The 15816-nt window shown below is 62.0% G+C and carries 17 protein-coding genes; 9 read left to right on the top strand and 8 right to left on the bottom strand.

The features are described 5' to 3' along the window. Positions 1-196 precede the first annotated feature (196 nt). Genes ccmI through K3724_RS08420 form a run of 3 tightly spaced genes read left to right on the top strand, consistent with a single transcriptional unit; the run spans position 197 to position 2142 of the window. Complete coding sequence (gene ccmI, locus K3724_RS08430) at positions 197-1435, top strand: c-type cytochrome biogenesis protein CcmI (RefSeq protein WP_259991776.1); 1239 nt, start codon at positions 197-199, stop codon at positions 1433-1435. Further along, complete coding sequence (gene ruvX / locus K3724_RS08425; protein ID WP_259991774.1) at positions 1432-1905, top strand: Holliday junction resolvase RuvX; 474 nt, start codon at positions 1432-1434, stop codon at positions 1903-1905. Before ccmI ends, ruvX begins: the two co-directional genes overlap by 4 nt. Before the next feature lie 3 nt (positions 1906-1908). Then, positions 1909-2142 carry a DUF1289 domain-containing protein gene (locus K3724_RS08420; protein WP_259992598.1) on the top strand — a complete coding sequence of 78 codons (234 nt, stop codon included), beginning with the start codon at positions 1909-1911 and terminating at the stop codon, positions 2140-2142. Positions 2143-2529: 387 nt separating this feature from the next. On the opposite strand, the gene K3724_RS08415 is transcribed toward K3724_RS08420, so the two are convergent. From K3724_RS08415 to dusA, 4 genes are all read right to left on the bottom strand, one after another. Further along, on the bottom strand, positions 2530-2874 hold the full coding sequence (locus tag K3724_RS08415; protein ID WP_259991772.1) for a hypothetical protein: 345 nt from the start codon (positions 2872-2874) through the stop codon (positions 2530-2532). Positions 2875-2929: 55 nt separating this feature from the next. Then, positions 2930-3727, bottom strand: a complete 798-nt coding sequence (locus tag K3724_RS08410) for a hypothetical protein (RefSeq protein ID WP_259991770.1) — start codon at positions 3725-3727, stop codon at positions 2930-2932. Positions 3728-3732: 5 nt separating this feature from the next. Then, positions 3733-4587, bottom strand: coding sequence for a sulfite exporter TauE/SafE family protein (locus tag K3724_RS08405; RefSeq protein WP_259991768.1), 855 nt, complete (start codon positions 4585-4587; stop codon positions 3733-3735). A gap of 86 nt (positions 4588-4673) precedes the next feature. Then, positions 4674-5624: a tRNA dihydrouridine(20/20a) synthase DusA gene (gene dusA, locus K3724_RS08400; protein WP_259991767.1), complete on the bottom strand. Its 951-nt coding sequence runs from the start codon at positions 5622-5624 to the stop codon at positions 4674-4676. A 261-nt stretch (positions 5625-5885) separates the two neighbouring features. Here dusA and K3724_RS08395 point away from each other — a divergent pair, with 261 nt between their 5' ends. Further along, the gene (locus K3724_RS08395) at positions 5886-6095 is read left to right on the top strand and encodes a hypothetical protein (RefSeq protein ID WP_259991766.1); all 210 of its coding nucleotides are present in this window, start codon (positions 5886-5888) and stop codon (positions 6093-6095) included. A gap of 526 nt (positions 6096-6621) precedes the next feature. Here the strand turns inward: K3724_RS08395 and K3724_RS08390 are convergent. Both K3724_RS08390 and K3724_RS08385 read right to left on the bottom strand, forming a co-directional pair. Next, on the bottom strand, positions 6622-7296 hold the full coding sequence (locus K3724_RS08390; protein WP_259991765.1) for an ankyrin repeat domain-containing protein: 675 nt from the start codon (positions 7294-7296) through the stop codon (positions 6622-6624). A 56-nt stretch (positions 7297-7352) separates the two neighbouring features. Further along, on the bottom strand, positions 7353-7502 hold the full coding sequence (locus tag K3724_RS08385; RefSeq protein ID WP_259991764.1) for a heme-binding protein: 150 nt from the start codon (positions 7500-7502) through the stop codon (positions 7353-7355). 231 nt (positions 7503-7733) lie between these two features. On the opposite strand from K3724_RS08385, the gene K3724_RS08380 reads away from it, so the two are divergent. Continuing rightward, complete coding sequence (locus tag K3724_RS08380; protein WP_259991763.1) at positions 7734-9947, top strand: methyl-accepting chemotaxis protein; 2214 nt, start codon at positions 7734-7736, stop codon at positions 9945-9947. Between the two features lie 85 nt (positions 9948-10032). Here K3724_RS08380 and aroB read toward each other — a convergent pair whose 3' ends face one another. Both aroB and K3724_RS08370 read right to left on the bottom strand, forming a co-directional pair. After that, positions 10033-11139: a 3-dehydroquinate synthase gene (aroB, locus tag K3724_RS08375; protein ID WP_259992597.1), complete on the bottom strand. Its 1107-nt coding sequence runs from the start codon at positions 11137-11139 to the stop codon at positions 10033-10035. Further along, positions 11139-11729: a shikimate kinase gene (locus K3724_RS08370; RefSeq protein WP_259991762.1), complete on the bottom strand. Its 591-nt coding sequence runs from the start codon at positions 11727-11729 to the stop codon at positions 11139-11141. Before K3724_RS08370 ends, aroB begins: the two co-directional genes overlap by 1 nt. A gap of 81 nt (positions 11730-11810) precedes the next feature. Here K3724_RS08370 and K3724_RS08365 point away from each other — a divergent pair, with 81 nt between their 5' ends. From K3724_RS08365 to K3724_RS08350, 4 genes are all read left to right on the top strand, one after another. Next, the gene (locus tag K3724_RS08365; protein ID WP_169730813.1) at positions 11811-11960 is read left to right on the top strand and encodes a hypothetical protein; all 150 of its coding nucleotides are present in this window, start codon (positions 11811-11813) and stop codon (positions 11958-11960) included. Then, positions 11950-13467 carry a hypothetical protein gene (locus K3724_RS08360; protein ID WP_259991759.1) on the top strand — a complete coding sequence of 506 codons (1518 nt, stop codon included), beginning with the start codon at positions 11950-11952 and terminating at the stop codon, positions 13465-13467. Before K3724_RS08365 ends, K3724_RS08360 begins: the two co-directional genes overlap by 11 nt. A gap of 1 nt (position 13468) precedes the next feature. Further along, positions 13469-14413, top strand: a complete 945-nt coding sequence (locus K3724_RS08355) for a site-specific tyrosine recombinase XerD (RefSeq protein WP_259991757.1) — start codon at positions 13469-13471, stop codon at positions 14411-14413. A gap of 82 nt (positions 14414-14495) precedes the next feature. After that, entirely contained in the window at positions 14496-15806 is a 1311-nt protein-coding gene (locus K3724_RS08350) for an HlyC/CorC family transporter (protein ID WP_259991755.1), read from the top strand. The last annotated feature ends 10 nt before the right edge of the window (positions 15807-15816 follow it).

Genomic DNA, 15816 nt, shown 5'->3' with positions numbered 1-15816 from the left:
GCGAATCCGATGGTTCGTGTCTGGTAGCGGGTATGCCTGAAATGCATAACAGACCAGTGCCGTTTATCGCCCTGTTTCTGCGTTATTGCGACATAAAAAACGGTCGCAATCCGACGGGAGGCGTCCGGGCGCGGCAGTTTGGCCCTTTTGTTCATCCGCCTCCGCATATAGATGCAACCCAAACTTCGGAGACGGCATGATTTTCTGGACAGTCACCGCCCTTATCGCGTTCTCGGCAGCCTTTCTGCTGGCCATGATCCTTATTCGCGCCCGCACATTGGGCGAACCCGCCGCGGCCTACGACCTGCGTGTCTACCGCCAGCAGCTGCGCGAAGTGGACAAGGACCTTGCCCGCGGCGTCATCAATGCAGGCGACGCCGACCGGATCCGCACCGAGATTTCCCGCCGCATCCTGGCCGCCGATACCCAGCTGCAGCAGGCGCAATCGGGACGCTCGCAGCCTAAAACCCTATCGCTGGTCTTTGGCATAGCAACAGCGCTGCTGATCACCGGCGGCACCCTGGGGATCTACTGGCAGCTGGGCGCGCCGGGCTATGGCGACCTGGGCCTGAAGGACCGTATCCAGCTGGCAGGCCAACGCGCCGAAAACCGCCCCTCCCAAACCGAGGCTGAGGCCGAAGTGCCCGCCCTGCCCAAACCGCAGGTCGAGGAAGGTTACGTCACACTGGTGGAGCAACTGCGCAAGACGGCTAGTGAACGCGCGGAGGATGCCCAAGGCCAGGCCCTGCTGGCGCAGCACGAGGCGAACCTTGGCAATTTCAAGGCCGCCTATGCTGCCAAGACCAGTTACATCCGGCTGGCAGAGGGTCAGGTCAATGCCCGCGACTTCACTGAACTGGCCGAGTTGAAGATCATGGCCGCCGGCGGCTATGTCTCGCCCGAGGCGCAGACCGACCTTCAGAAAGCCCGCGCCATTGATCCCGCACACGGGCCTGCCCGTTATTACTGGGGCCTGATGCTGGGCCAGATCGGCCGCCCGGACCTGGCTTACCGCGAATGGGCGGCAACCCTGCGTGCAGGCCCCGCGGACGCCCCCTGGATTAAAGGCATTCAAGGCCAGATCGAGGAGATGGCCTTTCGCGCCGGTGTTGAGTACCAGCCGATTGCACCCGGCGGCGCCACCGCCCCCGCCCTGCCCGGCCCCAGTGCCGAGGATATGGCCGGCGCCAGCGAACTCAGCGCTGAGGACCGGCAGGAGATGATCCGCGGCATGGTCACCCGGCTGTCGGACCGGCTGGCAACCGAAGGCGGCTCGGCAGAAGAATGGGCCCGCCTCATCGGCGCCCTCTCGGTTCTCGGCGACACCGACCGTGCCCGCACCATCTATGGCGAGGCCCGTGATGCCTTTGCCGCCGATCAGGAGGCACTGGCGCTGCTGGAAACCATCGCAGCACAGGCGGGACTTGCAGAATGATCCACGATGTTTTCGAAGATTTCGCCGCTGCCCTGCCGCCGATGCACGCGCTGATGGGGCTGGACCTTGGCACCAAGACCATCGGCGTCGCCGTTTCCGACCGCATCGGCGCTGTGGCCACGCCGCTGGAAACTGTAAAGCGCAAGAAGTTCTCACTGGACGCCGCCCGCCTTTTGGAAATCATCACGATGCGTGACATCAGCGGGATCGTCCTTGGCCTGCCCCGCAACATGGACGGCTCTGAGGGGCCGCGCTGCCAATCCACCCGCTCCTTCGCCCGCAACCTGGGCCGGCTCACCGAACTGCCTATTGGTTTCTGGGACGAACGCCTCAGCACCGTTGCGGCAGAAAAAGCGCTTCTTGAGGCAGATACGACACGCAAACGCCGCGCAGAGGTTATCGACCACGTCGCCGCCTCCTATATTCTTCAGGGGGCATTGGACCGGATGCGGCATTTGAAGAACGGGTGAATGATGACTGACGACGTATGGAAACGGGACGAGATCCAAAGCCCCTGCATCAAGATCTGCGTCGTCCACCCCGAGTCGCGCATCTGCACCGGCTGCTACCGCACAATTGACGAGATCCGCGACTGGTCGAAAATGACCAACGAGGACCGCGCCGGCATCATGGACGATCTGCCGGAACGCGCCAGCAAACTGGTCAAGCGCCGCGGCGGCCGCAGCGCCCGGTTAAAGCGCAGCTAACGCGGCGCGCGGCTGGGTAAGGCTCTGTAAATCATGCGGAATAAGTACTGACCCAATGTTTCGCGCGCGAAACATTCAGGCAGAATTGCTGACCTATTCGCAAAGCCTGTACCTTTAACAAACCCAGACACATTTACCAAAAAAGCCAATGTGTTACCAAGCCATATCATCAAATCAGAGGGCGAGCGCCTGCCCGTGGGATGGCGCCTCAAAGACTGGATACTGCCGCTTTATCCCTGCAATGCAAATCCCCGGCTGAAATGCCGAACCGCCCTCTCAAAAGCGCCAGCCCGCCGGGACGGGCAGGCGCTCGCCCGGCGCCTGCGGCTTGTTCCGGGCGTTTCTCGGCACTTAGCTACTCATTTGACAAAACCGGCCGTCAGCCTGCTACGAGATCAAGCAACCCCCGTCATCGAAGAAAAGCGTAACACCCGGTTCTTTTGCAAAATTCAGCTGGGGTTCCACAAACACTCTGAGTGTTTCCAGAAATTCGTCCGGCGACCAGGAGCGGTACGGAGGCTGGCGGTTATCTTCATAACCCCAGCCCCTCGCCTTTGCAGCCTTTATCAGCGTCTCCTTACGAAGACACCCAAGCGCTGCGGCATCAGTCAAAAAATAACTATAGGCGCGATAGAAGTGTTTCGTATTGCGCACATCCCAAGCGATCAAGGACTGGTAAGCCAGCAGCACAAGGGCCACCAACAATAAAAGTGGAAGAATTACCCTTTTCATCTTGCTCCAAGGTCAATGCTCTTTGACTGTCAGTGTTTATATCAAATTCGGCAGCTCACCCCTCCGCCAGCCACCCCTTGGTCCAATCCGCCAGCTCCGGGCGGAAATAAGCGATCATGCGGCCCTCTTCCGGCGCATTTGCCGCCGCGCCCCAGGGTGCAACCCCGTGCAGGCACAGCCGGTGCATCAGATAAGACTCACCGGGCTTGGCATGCACAGTGATCCGCAGGCAGGTCTCGAACACCTCGGCGCGCGCAGCCGTATAGGCGTCGGTCACATCCACATCCGCCCAGTCCTCTGGCGATAACCCCTCAAACGCGGCAGTAAAGGCGCGGCGCATGATGTGGTGGCTGCCCTCCCAGATCACCAAGGGCGCGGCATCGGGGCTGCTTTCATTCAGCGGTATTCCCAGCACCCAGGCGTGCGGCTCCTCGACCTTGCGGCGGCGGTGCTCGCCAAACATTTTCACCCCGTCCACATGCGCCGCATCGCGTTTGACGCGGTAGCGGAAGGCCGCCTCGCCCTCGCCCGGACGCGGCCGCGGATAGCCGGGAAAGACCGAAGACACCTGCGCCCGGTGCAGGTCCGGGATCGCGCCAAGGTTCTGCGTAATGAACTCCACCGGCACGCCTGACAGCGGCGGCCCGTCCGGCAGACGGCCCGCAGCGTCATTCGGCAGCGCATCGACCCCAATGAACCAGGTCCGTTCGCACTGGAACCACTCAGCGCAGGCCGGGTCGTCCAGCGACCGGATGCCATGCTGCAACGCATCCGCGGCCCAAGCCACCACTTGGCGGTCCTGGGCGAAGCGCACCCAGCCCTTGCCCTGAAACTGTTCGAATTGCGTATTCATAGCCTTCAATATCCAAATGCCTTGCGCAGCATGTTGAGCCCCACCAGCACCAGAAAGGCCCCGAACACCCGCTTCAGCGGTTTGGGATCCATTGCATGGGCCAGCTTCACGCCCCAGGGCGCGGTGATCAGCGTCATCGCGATCACAATGAAAAACGCCGCCAGATTAACGGCCCCGACGGTGAACGGAGGCCGCGTGGCCGGGTCCAGATCCAACAGCAGGAACCCCGCGACCGACGGCACGGCAATGATCACGCCAAAGCCTGCGGCGGTCGCCACCGCCCGATGCACCGCCACCCCGTGCAGGGTCATCAAAGGGACTCCAAAGCTGCCGCCGCCGATGCCCATCAGCACCGACAGGAACCCGACCAAGGGAGACAGCATAAGCCGTTTGGCCCCCTTAGGCATGGCTTCAGACAGCCGCCAGTCGGCGCGGCCCAGCCCCAGGTAGCAGCCGATCGCCAGTGCCATCCCGCCAAACACCCCTTGCAGCACGGTGGAGCGCAAGGAGGACACTGCCAGAACGCCTATGATCGCCCCCAGCGCAATGCCAAAGCCCCAGCTGCGCAGAATCTGCCAATCCACCGCGCCCTTCCTGTTATGGCTCAGAACCGAGCGCAGAGAGGTCACGATAATGGTCGCCAGTGAGGTCGCAAGGCAGATCTGCATCAGCTGATCGCCGCCATATCCAAGTGTTTGAAAGGCATAGAAAAAGCCCGGTACCAGCACGATGCCGCCGCCAACCCCCAATAGCCCTGCCAGAACCCCGGCGAATGCGCCGATCACCAGCAGCAGCCCTGCCATCTGCATCATTATCGCAGGCGCTGGCAATAGGGCGGCGGTCAGGGCAGGATCAGTCATGCAGGGCACCTCAGGGCTGGCTTCACCGGCAAAGGGTTAGCCGCCGCAATCCGCTTGCACAAGGCTATAGCCTGCGAGCCGCCGCGTCATGCAGCCGCGCGGTCCTCCACCTGCGCCAACGCCTGCTCCACCAGTTCCGGCCCGGCCCCGGCGCGGCAGGCCCCCTCGGACAGCATCCGCCGCCATTGCCGCGCGCCGGGGCGGCCGGCAAACAGCCCCAGCATATGCCGGGTGATCTGGTTCAGCTTAGCGCCGTTGCCGAGCCGTTCTTCGATGTAAGGCAGCATAAGCATCACCGCCTCAGCAGGATCGCTTACAGAACCCGTCCCGAAAATCTCCGGGTCCGCAGCACAGAGAACCCCGGCCGGCTGGTGATAGGCCGAGCGGCCCACCATCACCCCGTCCAGACCGCGGTCCAGATGCGCCTTGGCCTCGGCCAGCGTCGCAATACCGCCGTTGATCGAGATATGCAGATCAGGAAACGCCGCCTTCATCCGATGCACCAGATCATAATCCAAGGGTGGAATGTCCCGGTTTTCCTTAGGAGAAAGCCCCTTCAGCCAAGCCTTGCGAGCGTGGATCGTCACCCGCTGGCAGCCCGCCGCGCGGATTTTGTCCAGGAAGTCCGGCAGCACCTCTTCCGGCTCCTGCTCATCGACACCAATGCGGCATTTGACAGTGACTTCGGCCTTCACAGCTGCCTGCATCGCTGCGACGCAATCTGCCACCAGTTCCGGGGTCTGCATCAGCACCGCACCAAAGGCGCCGGATTGCACCCGGTCACTGGGGCAGCCGCAGTTGAGGTTGATCTCGTCATACCCCGCCTGTTCGCCGAGCCGCGCGGCTTCTGCCAATTCGTCCGGGTCAGACCCTCCAAGCTGCAAAGCAACGGGATGTTCGGCGGTATTGAAGTCCAGCAAATGCAACGCCCCGCCGCGCACCAGTGCCGGCGCGGTCACCATTTCGGTGTACAGAAGCGCCTCCCGGCTCAAGAGCCGGTGCAGATACCTGCAATCGGACGTCGTCCAATCCATCATCGGCGCAATGGATAGGCGTGCAGCACGCCGAACGTCGGAAAACCCTGAATTTTCTTGGTTTCTTGGATTCGCCATTTCGCGCGTTTTCCTTGTTCCGGCCCGATTTAGCCCCGTTTTTGAGTGCAGTGCTACAGAATGTAGCACCGACGGCGCCGTGTAGCACTTTTTTCGCCCCAAGTTCCAGCGCCCCATTTCGAGCACTGCCGGACCACTACCCTGCCGCCGAGAAAGAGCTGAAGCTGAGGGGGCATTGAGACACCTATGACCACACTGATGTTGCTGTTGGCCCGCCATGATGGGTGTGAAGAAATCCCATTCCGACAAATGCCCAAGGACTACTTCGGGATCGAACCTGTGGCCCTTGAGCGAAAAATAAAAATGGGGACGATTCAACTCGGCCTGCCTTGTGAAAGCCTGAGAGCCATGCGCTCAAGCAACGTGCCCCTAAGTGAGATCCCGCACGTTGGGTAAGGGTCAGCAGGCTCAACTTTTTTCCTCAAACAGGCCGGCTATGTACTTTTGAAGGCCAAAATAGAAATCACCCAACGCGAAGTGGGCATTTGGGCCACCGCTAGGGTCAGGATGCATTGATTTCCGATCTGCCGGGGAAGCTTATCAACTCCATCAGAAGGCTTTACGTTCTGGGGTTTTGGTCGCGAATCTGCGTCTGATCTGTGTTACAAAAACACAATCCAAGCCTCAGCTACGAAACTCGGTGCTGCAACCAGTGCTACAAAATCTGACACTACCCCAGACCCCCAATAAAATAAGGGATTTCAGAGCCGCCCTGCCCCATCCATCAGAGTCCGAAGATTAGTTTCACACTTCCCCATATGAACATGGGTGCAAATATCTGAACAGGGAACAACTTCCATTTTGGCCAGCGGCACCGGACTCCTTGCAGATCTCGCTGATTTTGCATCTTGGTGAAGCGATGCTGCTGTCGCCCATCTGTTGCGCTTCGTTGCAAGAACCGGTTGCAGGGCGCTGCGAAATATCAATTGCGGGGCAACAGAATGGAAACGATCTGCTCAAACCCCCTCGCCTTGGCGTGCTGAATTGGTGTGACACCGTCGCGGTCGCCTATGCTCTGATCTGCACCGGCTTGCACAAGCAGTTGGACGACCTCCTGGTGATCTGATCCTCCATCGCCCAGAACCACGGCCTCAATCAGGGCAGTCCAATCCAGGTTGTTGACATGATCAAGCGGTGCACCCGCATCGATCAGGCGGCGGACCACCTCGACATGTCCCAAATGGGCGGCGGCGATCAAAGCGGTGCCGTCATAGGGGCTGGTGGTAAGCCCCGGGTCATTGCCCAGTTCGATGGCAAGCGACATAAGTTCAGGGTCGTCGTTCACCGCAGCAATGGTCACCACGTCGTAAGCCTGCTCCTCCAGAGCATTCATGTCGCCCCCCGCCTCAGCCAAGGCGCGCAGGGCGTCATCGTGTGAAGCATAGGCCGCGACATGGGCGGGAGTGCGGCCCCGGCGGTCCTGGGCATTAAGGTCGGCGCCCGCCGCGATAAGGCGGGCAATCTCCACAAGATCTCCGGTATGGGCGGCGCGATGCAATCCCCGATAGCTGGCGATCTCGGCCCCTGAGGGAGCAGTCTGCGCCTGCGCCGAAACTGAAAAGACGCTCAGGATCAGAGCCAGAACACATTTCATCATATCAGACCTCTCTGTCGTAAGGGCACCTGCTACCTGAATGGCAGGCTGCGCTCCGGTCATTCGGTGCCGATTGCATCCCGCCCGGCGCGTGCGCAGGCTTCGTCCAGGTGGCCGCCAGGTGCGCCACCAACCCCGATGCCGCCAACCAGCGCGCCATCGATCCTGATGGGCAGGCCACCGCCCTGGATGACCATACGGCTGTTCATATGGCGCAGGCCATCATGCTGCGGTTTCTCGCCAATAAAACTGGCCAACCAGCAGTGCCGCGCCCCATCGAGGCGAAGTAAACGCTTTGCCGGGCAGCGGATGTGCGCCGGCGCCAGCATATCAGCCCGCTGCCTGCGCGGCAGCCCGCGGTTAGCGCAATAGGCAAATATTAAGACATATCGAATATGCTGAATTCAACTAACAGTATTTTTGCAGCAAGGATTCAGACTATGAGTATGCGATTTCTAGGGCATCTGCCGGTCAAAACAAAGATCGCCATTCTGGTGGCTGCCCCGCTGATGCTCTCACTGTGGTTCATGGGGCAGACACTGCTTCAGCTGAACAAAAACGCGCAGGTCAACACGGCCGAGGCCGGCGAAGTGATAGAGCATATGAGCAGCCTTGTTCACAACTTGCAACTGGAGCGTGGCCTCAGCGCCTCCTATTTGGAAAGCTCTGCCACCACTGCGCCGGACAAACTGGTCCAGGTCCGGTTGCAAAACAACACCGCGATGGAGGCCTATCTGGCCGAAATCAGTCACATTGATAAATCCCTCCTCCCGATTGAGGCAGTGCAGGCCATCCAATTTGCCCGGGCCGAACTGGCCAAGAAAAAGGACATCCGCAAAAAGATCGACGGGCACACGCTCTCGCTGAAGCGGACCCTTTCCTACTACACAGATCTGAACGCGGCCCTCATTCAAACCGGGCTGTCATTGGCAAAATCCATTGACAATCCGGTGATCTCGCAGGAGGCCGTCGCGCTGTCCTTCTTCATGCGCGCAATTGATGCCGCCGGGCTGGAACGGGCTGCCGGCGCTGTCGGCTTCAAGCATGGCTGGAAACCGGCCGACCGGGAGACCTTTGTCGCCTATCATGAAGTGTTCAAGGAACGTCTGTCGATGTTCATGGGCTTTGCAACTGCGGAGGACCGCGAAACCGTGAAGGGGCTGTTCACCTCGCCTGAGATGACAAAGTTCGAGGACGTCCGCAAAGGCATCCTAAACGGTGGAGCCCGGACGGAAATGACGGCTGAACAGTGGTTTGAAGCAGCCAGCAAAGCGCTGAAGGTGCTCCAGAAAAAAGAAGGGATCCTGATCGAGCACCTGGAACGGGACATGGCCGGATTCGATGCGGACAACAAGTTTCTGCTGGCGGAAATGGCAGTGTTCACCGGCGTGCTTCTTGTTGCGGTCCTTGGCCTTAGCGCGCTCATCGCACGCGACATGACCAAGAGCCTGTCGGTTCTGAATGGCGCGCTGAAAAAACTGGGCAGCGGCGAAACAGACGTTGACGTGCCAGGCGCAAACCGCCGGGACGAAATTGGTTCGGTGGCCCGCAATGTGGTGGATCTGCGCACTGTGACCCAGCGCAAACAGGAAGAGCGTATTGAGGAGGAAAAGCAGCGCCGCGAAGAAGTCATGACTGTTGCGCGCCGCATCGGCGAAGCGCTGATGGATCTTCAGCACAAGCGTTTGGACAAGCCGATCAAAGAGTTCTTCCCGGAAGAGTTCAAATCGATCCGGATGGATATGAACGACTCGCTGCAGGCGCTGAGCGTATCAATCTCCAACATCGGCGAATTGACCAGCAGCGTTGACGAAAGCACCAAATCCATCGCCGAAGCCTCAATGGACCTGGCCCACCGCACCGAAGCGGAATCGGCCACGCTGGAGAAAACCACCCATTCGATCAGCGAGCTGACCGCTAATGTTCAGCAGTCGGCAGACAATGCCGGCCGGGCGGAACAATTGGCGGACAGCGCCCAGAACGGGGTTAAATCCTGTGATGCGGTGGTCAAGGATACCATTGCCGCCATGGACAAACTGCAGGAGTCCTCACAGGAAATCTCGCAGATCACCAAGGTGATTCAGGATATCGCGTTCCAAACCAATCTTCTGGCACTGAATGCCGGAGTCGAGGCCGCCCGCGCCGGCGAAGCAGGGCGCGGATTTGCGGTGGTCGCCAGCGAGGTGCGGATGCTGGCGCAGCGCTGCGCCGATGCAGTCCAGCAGATTGACGGGCTGACTGCACGCAGTTCCGAACAGGTCAAAAACGGTGCTGCACTGGTGGATCAGGCCGGCACCGCAATGGCGGAAGTAAACGACCAAGTCGCCGAGATTTCCGGTCTTGTCATTGAGATTGCCAGCAATATGAAGGAACAGTCTTCGCAAATGGGCGACGTCAACACCGCCGTTGGCGAGTTGGAAATGATGGCACAGCAAAATGCCGCCATGGCCGAGGAAACCACTGCTGCAACCACCTCACTGTCCGAGCAGGCCCAGGAACTGCGCGAACTGGTCCAGCAGTTTGCCGTCGGCGAGGTTGATCCGGCTCAGAACGCGCTGGGTGGTCCGGAGGCTTATGCGCCTCCAGTGGCGGCGATCGATTTTGATGCCGACGACTGGGAAGATCAGGATTTTGGCAGCAGCGCCGCAGCCTGATCCGCTAAGGGCCGGAGTTAGGATGTTAATAAATTGGGCAGCCTCTGCGGCTGCCCTTATCGCTTTGCGGTATTGTTTTCCGGTCTCAGGCCCCGGCGCCGCGCAGCACCTCCAGCACCGTTTCAGGCGGGACGTCTCCCGTTACAAACGCCTCGCCGATGCCACGGGCGAGGATAAACCGCAGCTGACCGGCAACAACTTTTTTGTCTTGCCCCATCAGATCCAGCAGCACCTCTGCCCCTGGCAGATCGCCCGGAATGTCGGCCAGATCGGTCTTCATGCCCATCGCCTTCAGATGTGCCCGCACCCGGCTGGGATCCTCCTGGGAGCACAGCCCCAGCTTGGCCGACAGCTCAAACGCCAGGGCGCAGCCGATGGCCACGCCCTCGCCATGCAGCAGCCGGTCGGAATACCCGGTGGCCGCCTCCAGCGCGTGGCAGAATGTATGGCCCAGGTTCAGCAGCGCCCGGTCGCCCTGCTCGGTTTCGTCGCGCACGACTATATCAGCCTTCATCTGCACCGAGCGCGCCACGGCCTCAACCCGCGCTGCGACGTCGCCCTTGGCCAGAGCGGGACCGTGTTCTTCGAGCCAGGCAAAAAATCCGGCGTCACCGAGCAGCCCGTATTTCACCACCTCGCCGTAACCAGACAGGAAATCGCGCGGCGTCAGGGTCTCCAGAACCGAAGTATCGGCCAGCACCAGCGAGGGCTGGTGAAAGGCTCCGATCAGGTTTTTGCCCTGGGGCGCATTGATGCCGGTCTTGCCGCCGACCGAGCTGTCGACCTGCGCCAAGAGCGAGGTCGGGATCTGCACAAACCGCACGCCCCGGCGCAGCACCGCAGCGGCAAACCCAGCCAGGTCGCCGATCACACCGCCGCCGAAGGCCACAACCACGTCGCCCCGCTCCACCTTCTGGTCCAGCAGCCATTCCACCGCGCGGGTGAACTGCGGCCAGCCCTTGGTCGCCTCGCCCGGCGGCAGCGCCAGCGCGGTCATCTCAACGCCCGCGGCTGCCAGCCCGGCGCGCAATCCCTCCAGGTGCCTTTCCGCCACGGTTTCGTCTGTCAGCACCGCCACCTGCGGCCGCTTCAGCAACGGTTTGATCCGCTCCCCCGCCTGCGCCAGCAGGCCGGGGCCGATCACAACATCATAGGCCCGCCCGTCCAGAGGCACGTGAACCCTGCGTTCCATCATGTCCACTCCAATACATCGGGGCGTGCCTGCAAGGCTTCCAGCACCCGGTCAACCATGGTTTCAATTGCCGCCTGGCCATCTGAGACAACGGTCAGATCCGCCTTGGCATAAAGCGGCACCCGGTCGCGGTACAGGCCGCTAAGGGTCGCACGCGGGTCGGCTGTGCGCAGCAGCGGCCGGGTGTCGCGGTGGCGCACCCGGTTCCACAGAACCTCCAGATCGGCCTGCAGCCAGACCGAGACCCCTTTGGCGGTTATCACATTGCGGTTTTCTTCCGCCAGAAACGCACCGCCGCCCGTCGACAGGACACCGCGTTCCTCCTCCAGCAGGCGCGCGATCACCTGCCGTTCCTTTTGGCGGAAGAACGGCTCGCCGTCGCGGGCAAATATCTCGGGGATGGTCATGTTGGCAGCGGCCTCGATTTCATGGTCGCTGTCCAGGAAAGGCACATCCAGCCGGGCCGCCAGCGCCCGCCCCACGGCGGTCTTGCCGGCGCCCATCATGCCCACCATCACGATGGTCTTCTTCAACTTCCCCGGCACCGGGCCTGCTGCCTTCTGGCCGCTGCTTTGCTCTTTTTCGCTCATTCTTCAGTGAATGACGTGATCTTGCGGAAAAGGGAATATATAACTTGGGCAAAAGAGCAGGAAACAGGCTTTGGATATACCATGGGGCGATTGATTAAGTATCTGGTCTATTTGGCGGTTCTGGCGGCTATCGGGCTGGTGGGCTATGCCTATGTAGGGCCTTGGTTCGGTGCGGATTTCCGCGCGCCCAGCACCGAGGTGCGCAAACCAGTGGTGCTGAATGCGGATTAGGGCGGCTGCCGCCGGGGTGGTGATGGCGGGCAGTGCGCTTGCAAATGAACCCCTGGCGGCGATTGACTGGCTGAACCAGCCGCAGCCGCGCAACGGGCTGCCCGGCACTGTGCTGCTGGAGCCGCCAGTGGCAGGCACGGCTGCATTTCCGTCCGTTTCGGTCACACCTTTGGAAACACTGGTGCCGCCCATCGGGCTGGTTCCGGCTTCGGCAACCGGCCTGCCGGCCGATCTGTGGCGCGGCAGCGCTGCCGATGATGTGACCCATCTGATTGAAACCGTTCCGGTGCGCGGCAGCCCGGCGATGCAGGCGCTGCTGTTTACCCTGCTGCTGTCGGAATCCCGGCCGCCGTCCGCGGCAGGCGACCGGATTCTGCTGGCCCGGCTGGACCGGCTGCTGGCGCTGGGGGCCACGGATCCCTCCCAGGCTCTGGTTGAACATGCAGGCCCCACGGACAGCAAGGACCGTTTCACGCGCTGGTTTGACGCCACCCTTTTGACCGGCAGCGAGGACGCTTCCTGCGCCGCCCTCACCGCCTCGCCGCATCTGTCAGACAGCTACGCGGCCAGGATCTTTTGCGCGGCGCGGCGCAGCGACTGGCCCACGGCAGCACTGATGATGGAAACTGCCCACGCGCTGGAGCTGCTGCCCGAAAACCAGATGCAGCTTCTTGACCGTTTTTTGAACCCCGATCTGTTTGAGCAGGCACCGCCGCTGCGCCGCCCGGCGGATCCGGATCCGTTGACCTTCCGCCTGTTCGAGACCATTGGCGAGGCGATGCCCACCGCACCCTTGCCGCCGGCCTTTGCCGCGGCCGATCTGCGCGACATTGCCGGCTGGAAGGCGCAGCTGGAGGCGGCAGAGCGGCTGGCCCGTGCCGGGGCGCTCAATCCCAATCAGTATCTTGGCCTGTTCAGCGCCCGTAAACCCGCCGCTTCCGGCGGGATCTGGGACCGGGTTGCAGCGGTTCAGCAGCTGGAAAGCGACCTTGGCTCCGGCAACGCAGACGCCATTGCCCGCTCGCTGCCCCGCGCCTGGGATGCGATGCAACAGGCGGGCACTGAAACCGTGTTTGCCGACCTCTTTGGCGAGCCGCTGGCGCGGGCAGGCCTGAGCGGCCGGACCGCCGCGCTGGCCTGGCGCATCCGCCTGTTGTCGCCGTCTTATGAATTGGCCGCGCATGATGCCCAGGCCGCCGGCGCAAATGACCCGTTCCTGGCAGCCCTGGCCCAGGGCCGGCCTGGTGACGCTGCCGCCCCGTCGCCGATGGCTAAAGCCATAGCATTGGGGTTTGACACAACCGCCCCGGTGCCGCCCGCGATCCGGCAAATACTGAACAACGGCCAGCTGGGCGAAGCAATCCTGCGCAGCATGGTGCTGTTTGCCCAAGGCGCCGACGGCAATCTGGGCGACCTGACCGCGGCGCTGGCCGCGTTCCGCGCTGTCGGGCTGGAGGACACGGCCCGCCGCGCCGCCCTGCAGCTGATGCTGCTGGAGCATCAGTGATATGGCGCCCCCCCGGGACAATTTCCAATGGATCTCAACCTTCCTCGACGCCCAGGCGGCCGAAGCGGGCGCCTCGCAGAACACGCTTCTTGCCTATGGCCGCGACCTTAAGGACCTGACCGCCTGGCTGGAACACCGCACCCTGGGTTTCCTGACAGCCCGCCAGGACGACATCGAGGCCTATCTGATCAACTGCGACGCGCAAGGACTGGCGCGGTCCACCCGGGCGCGCAGGCTGTCGGCGGCCAAGCAGATCTACCGCTTTGCGTTCGAGGAAGGCTGGCGCGAAGACAATCCGGCAATCCAGATCCGCGGCCCTGGACGCGAAAAGCGCCTGCCCAAAACACTGGAGGTCATCGAAGTCGACCGGCTGCTGGACGCCGCGCGCCAAACCGGCCGCAGCACCGCAGACCGGCTGCGCAACACCTGTTTGATGGAGCTGCTCTATGCCACCGGAATGCGGGTCACCGAGCTGGTCTCGCTGCCGGTTTCCGCCGCCCGCGGCGACCCGCGGATGCTGCTGATCACGGGCAAGGGCGGCAAGGAGCGCATGGTGCCGCTGTCGCCGCCCGCACGCGACGCGCTGGCCGTCTGGCTGGCTACCCGCGACGATACCGAGGCAGCGCATGTAGCAAAGGGCAAGCCCGCCTCGCGTTTCCTGTTCCCCTCCCGCGGCAAGTCCGGCCACCTGACCCGGCACCGCTTTTACCTGCTGATCAAGGAACTGGCGGTCACCGGCGGCGTGTCTCCGGACAAGGTTACGCCGCACACGCTGCGGCACGCCTTTGCCACGCATCTGTTGGCCAATGGCGCCGACCTGCGCGCAATCCAGGCGCTGCTCGGCCACGCCGACATCGCTACCACCGAAATTTACACCCATGTGCTGGACGCCCGCCTGCAGGAACTGGTGCTGGAGCATCACCCGCTGGCCAAGGATACGCGCTGACGCGCCGCTAGAACTTGAAGCGCCTGCGGCAAACCCCCATAAATGCAGCGAACCTTCAACTGACCGGATCTCTGGACCTCTCATGGACACTGCCTCCACCGTACTCGACAGCGCCTTCTGGACCACTGCCGGGGCCATCGTGCTGCTGCTTGTCCTGTCCGGTTTCTTCTCCGGCTCGGAAACTGCGCTGACAGCTGCCTCGCGCGGGAAACTGCGCAGCCAGGCCGATAAAGGCTCGCATGGGGCGCAAAGGGCGCTCAGCGTGACCGAGGACAGCGAAAAGCTGATCGGCTCTGTCCTGCTGGGCAATAACCTTGTCAACATTCTGGGCACGTCGCTGGCGACCGCCCTGTTTACCCGGGCGTTTGGCGAAAGCGGCGTCGCCCTAGCGACCCTGGTGATGACCGTGCTGGTGCTGGTCTTTGCCGAGGTGCTGCCCAAGACTTATGCCATTTCCAACGCCGAAAAAGCCGCCGCGGCCGTAGCGCCAGTGATTGGCGTGCTTGTCACCCTGCTGGCGCCGGTGGTGGGGTTGGTCCGGCTGCTGGTGCGCGGTGTCTTGCTTGTCTTCGGCGTGCGGATCGATCCCGACAGCCACATCATGGCGGTGCGCGAGGAAATTGCGGGCGCGCTGCATCTGGGCCATTCCGAAGGTGTGGTCGAAAAAGAGGACCGCGACCGCATTCTGGGCGCGCTGGATCTTTCCGACCGCTTTGTCGAAGAAATCATGCTGCACCGCTCCCATATCGAGATGATCGACGCCAACGCCGAGCCGGACACTATCCTGGAGCAATGCCTGCAAAGCCCCCACACCCGGCTGCCGGTGTTTCGCGGCGAGCAGGAAAACATCATCGGCGTGGTTCACGCCAAGGACCTGTTCCGGGCGATGTATGAACAAGCCGGCGGTGCGGACGGCGATGCAGGCAAGCTCAAGTTCTTTGACATCTCCGGGGTCGCCAAGGCCCCGTATTTTGTGCCCGAAACCACCACGCTGGACGAGCAGATGCGCCAATTCCTGCGGATGCGCTCGCATTTTGCGCTGGTGGTGGATGAATACGGCGCGCTGCAGGGGCTGATCACGCTGGAGGATATTCTGGAAGAAATCGTCGGCGAAATTACCGACGAATTCGACCCCGACGAGGAAAGCATCGTCAAGAAAACCACAGATGGATCTTATCTGGTCGATGGCGTCACCACCATCCGCGACCTGAACCGCGCCACCGACTGGAACCTGCCCGATGAGGAGGCCAATACCATTGCCGGCCTCGTCATCCACGAGGCGCAGATGATTCCGACCACAGGCCAGGTGTTCTCCTTCCATGGATTCCGCTTTGAAGTGACCGAGCGCGAAGGCAACCGGGTGACCGGCCTCAAGATCCGGCCCTTATCGTGACCGGGATCCA

This window comes from Leisingera sp. M658, from assembly GCF_025144145.1.
GTDB lineage: Bacteria > Pseudomonadota > Alphaproteobacteria > Rhodobacterales > Rhodobacteraceae > Leisingera.
The sequence above is the reverse complement of the archived record's forward strand: the minus strand, read 5'-3'. Positions and strand labels throughout refer to the sequence as shown.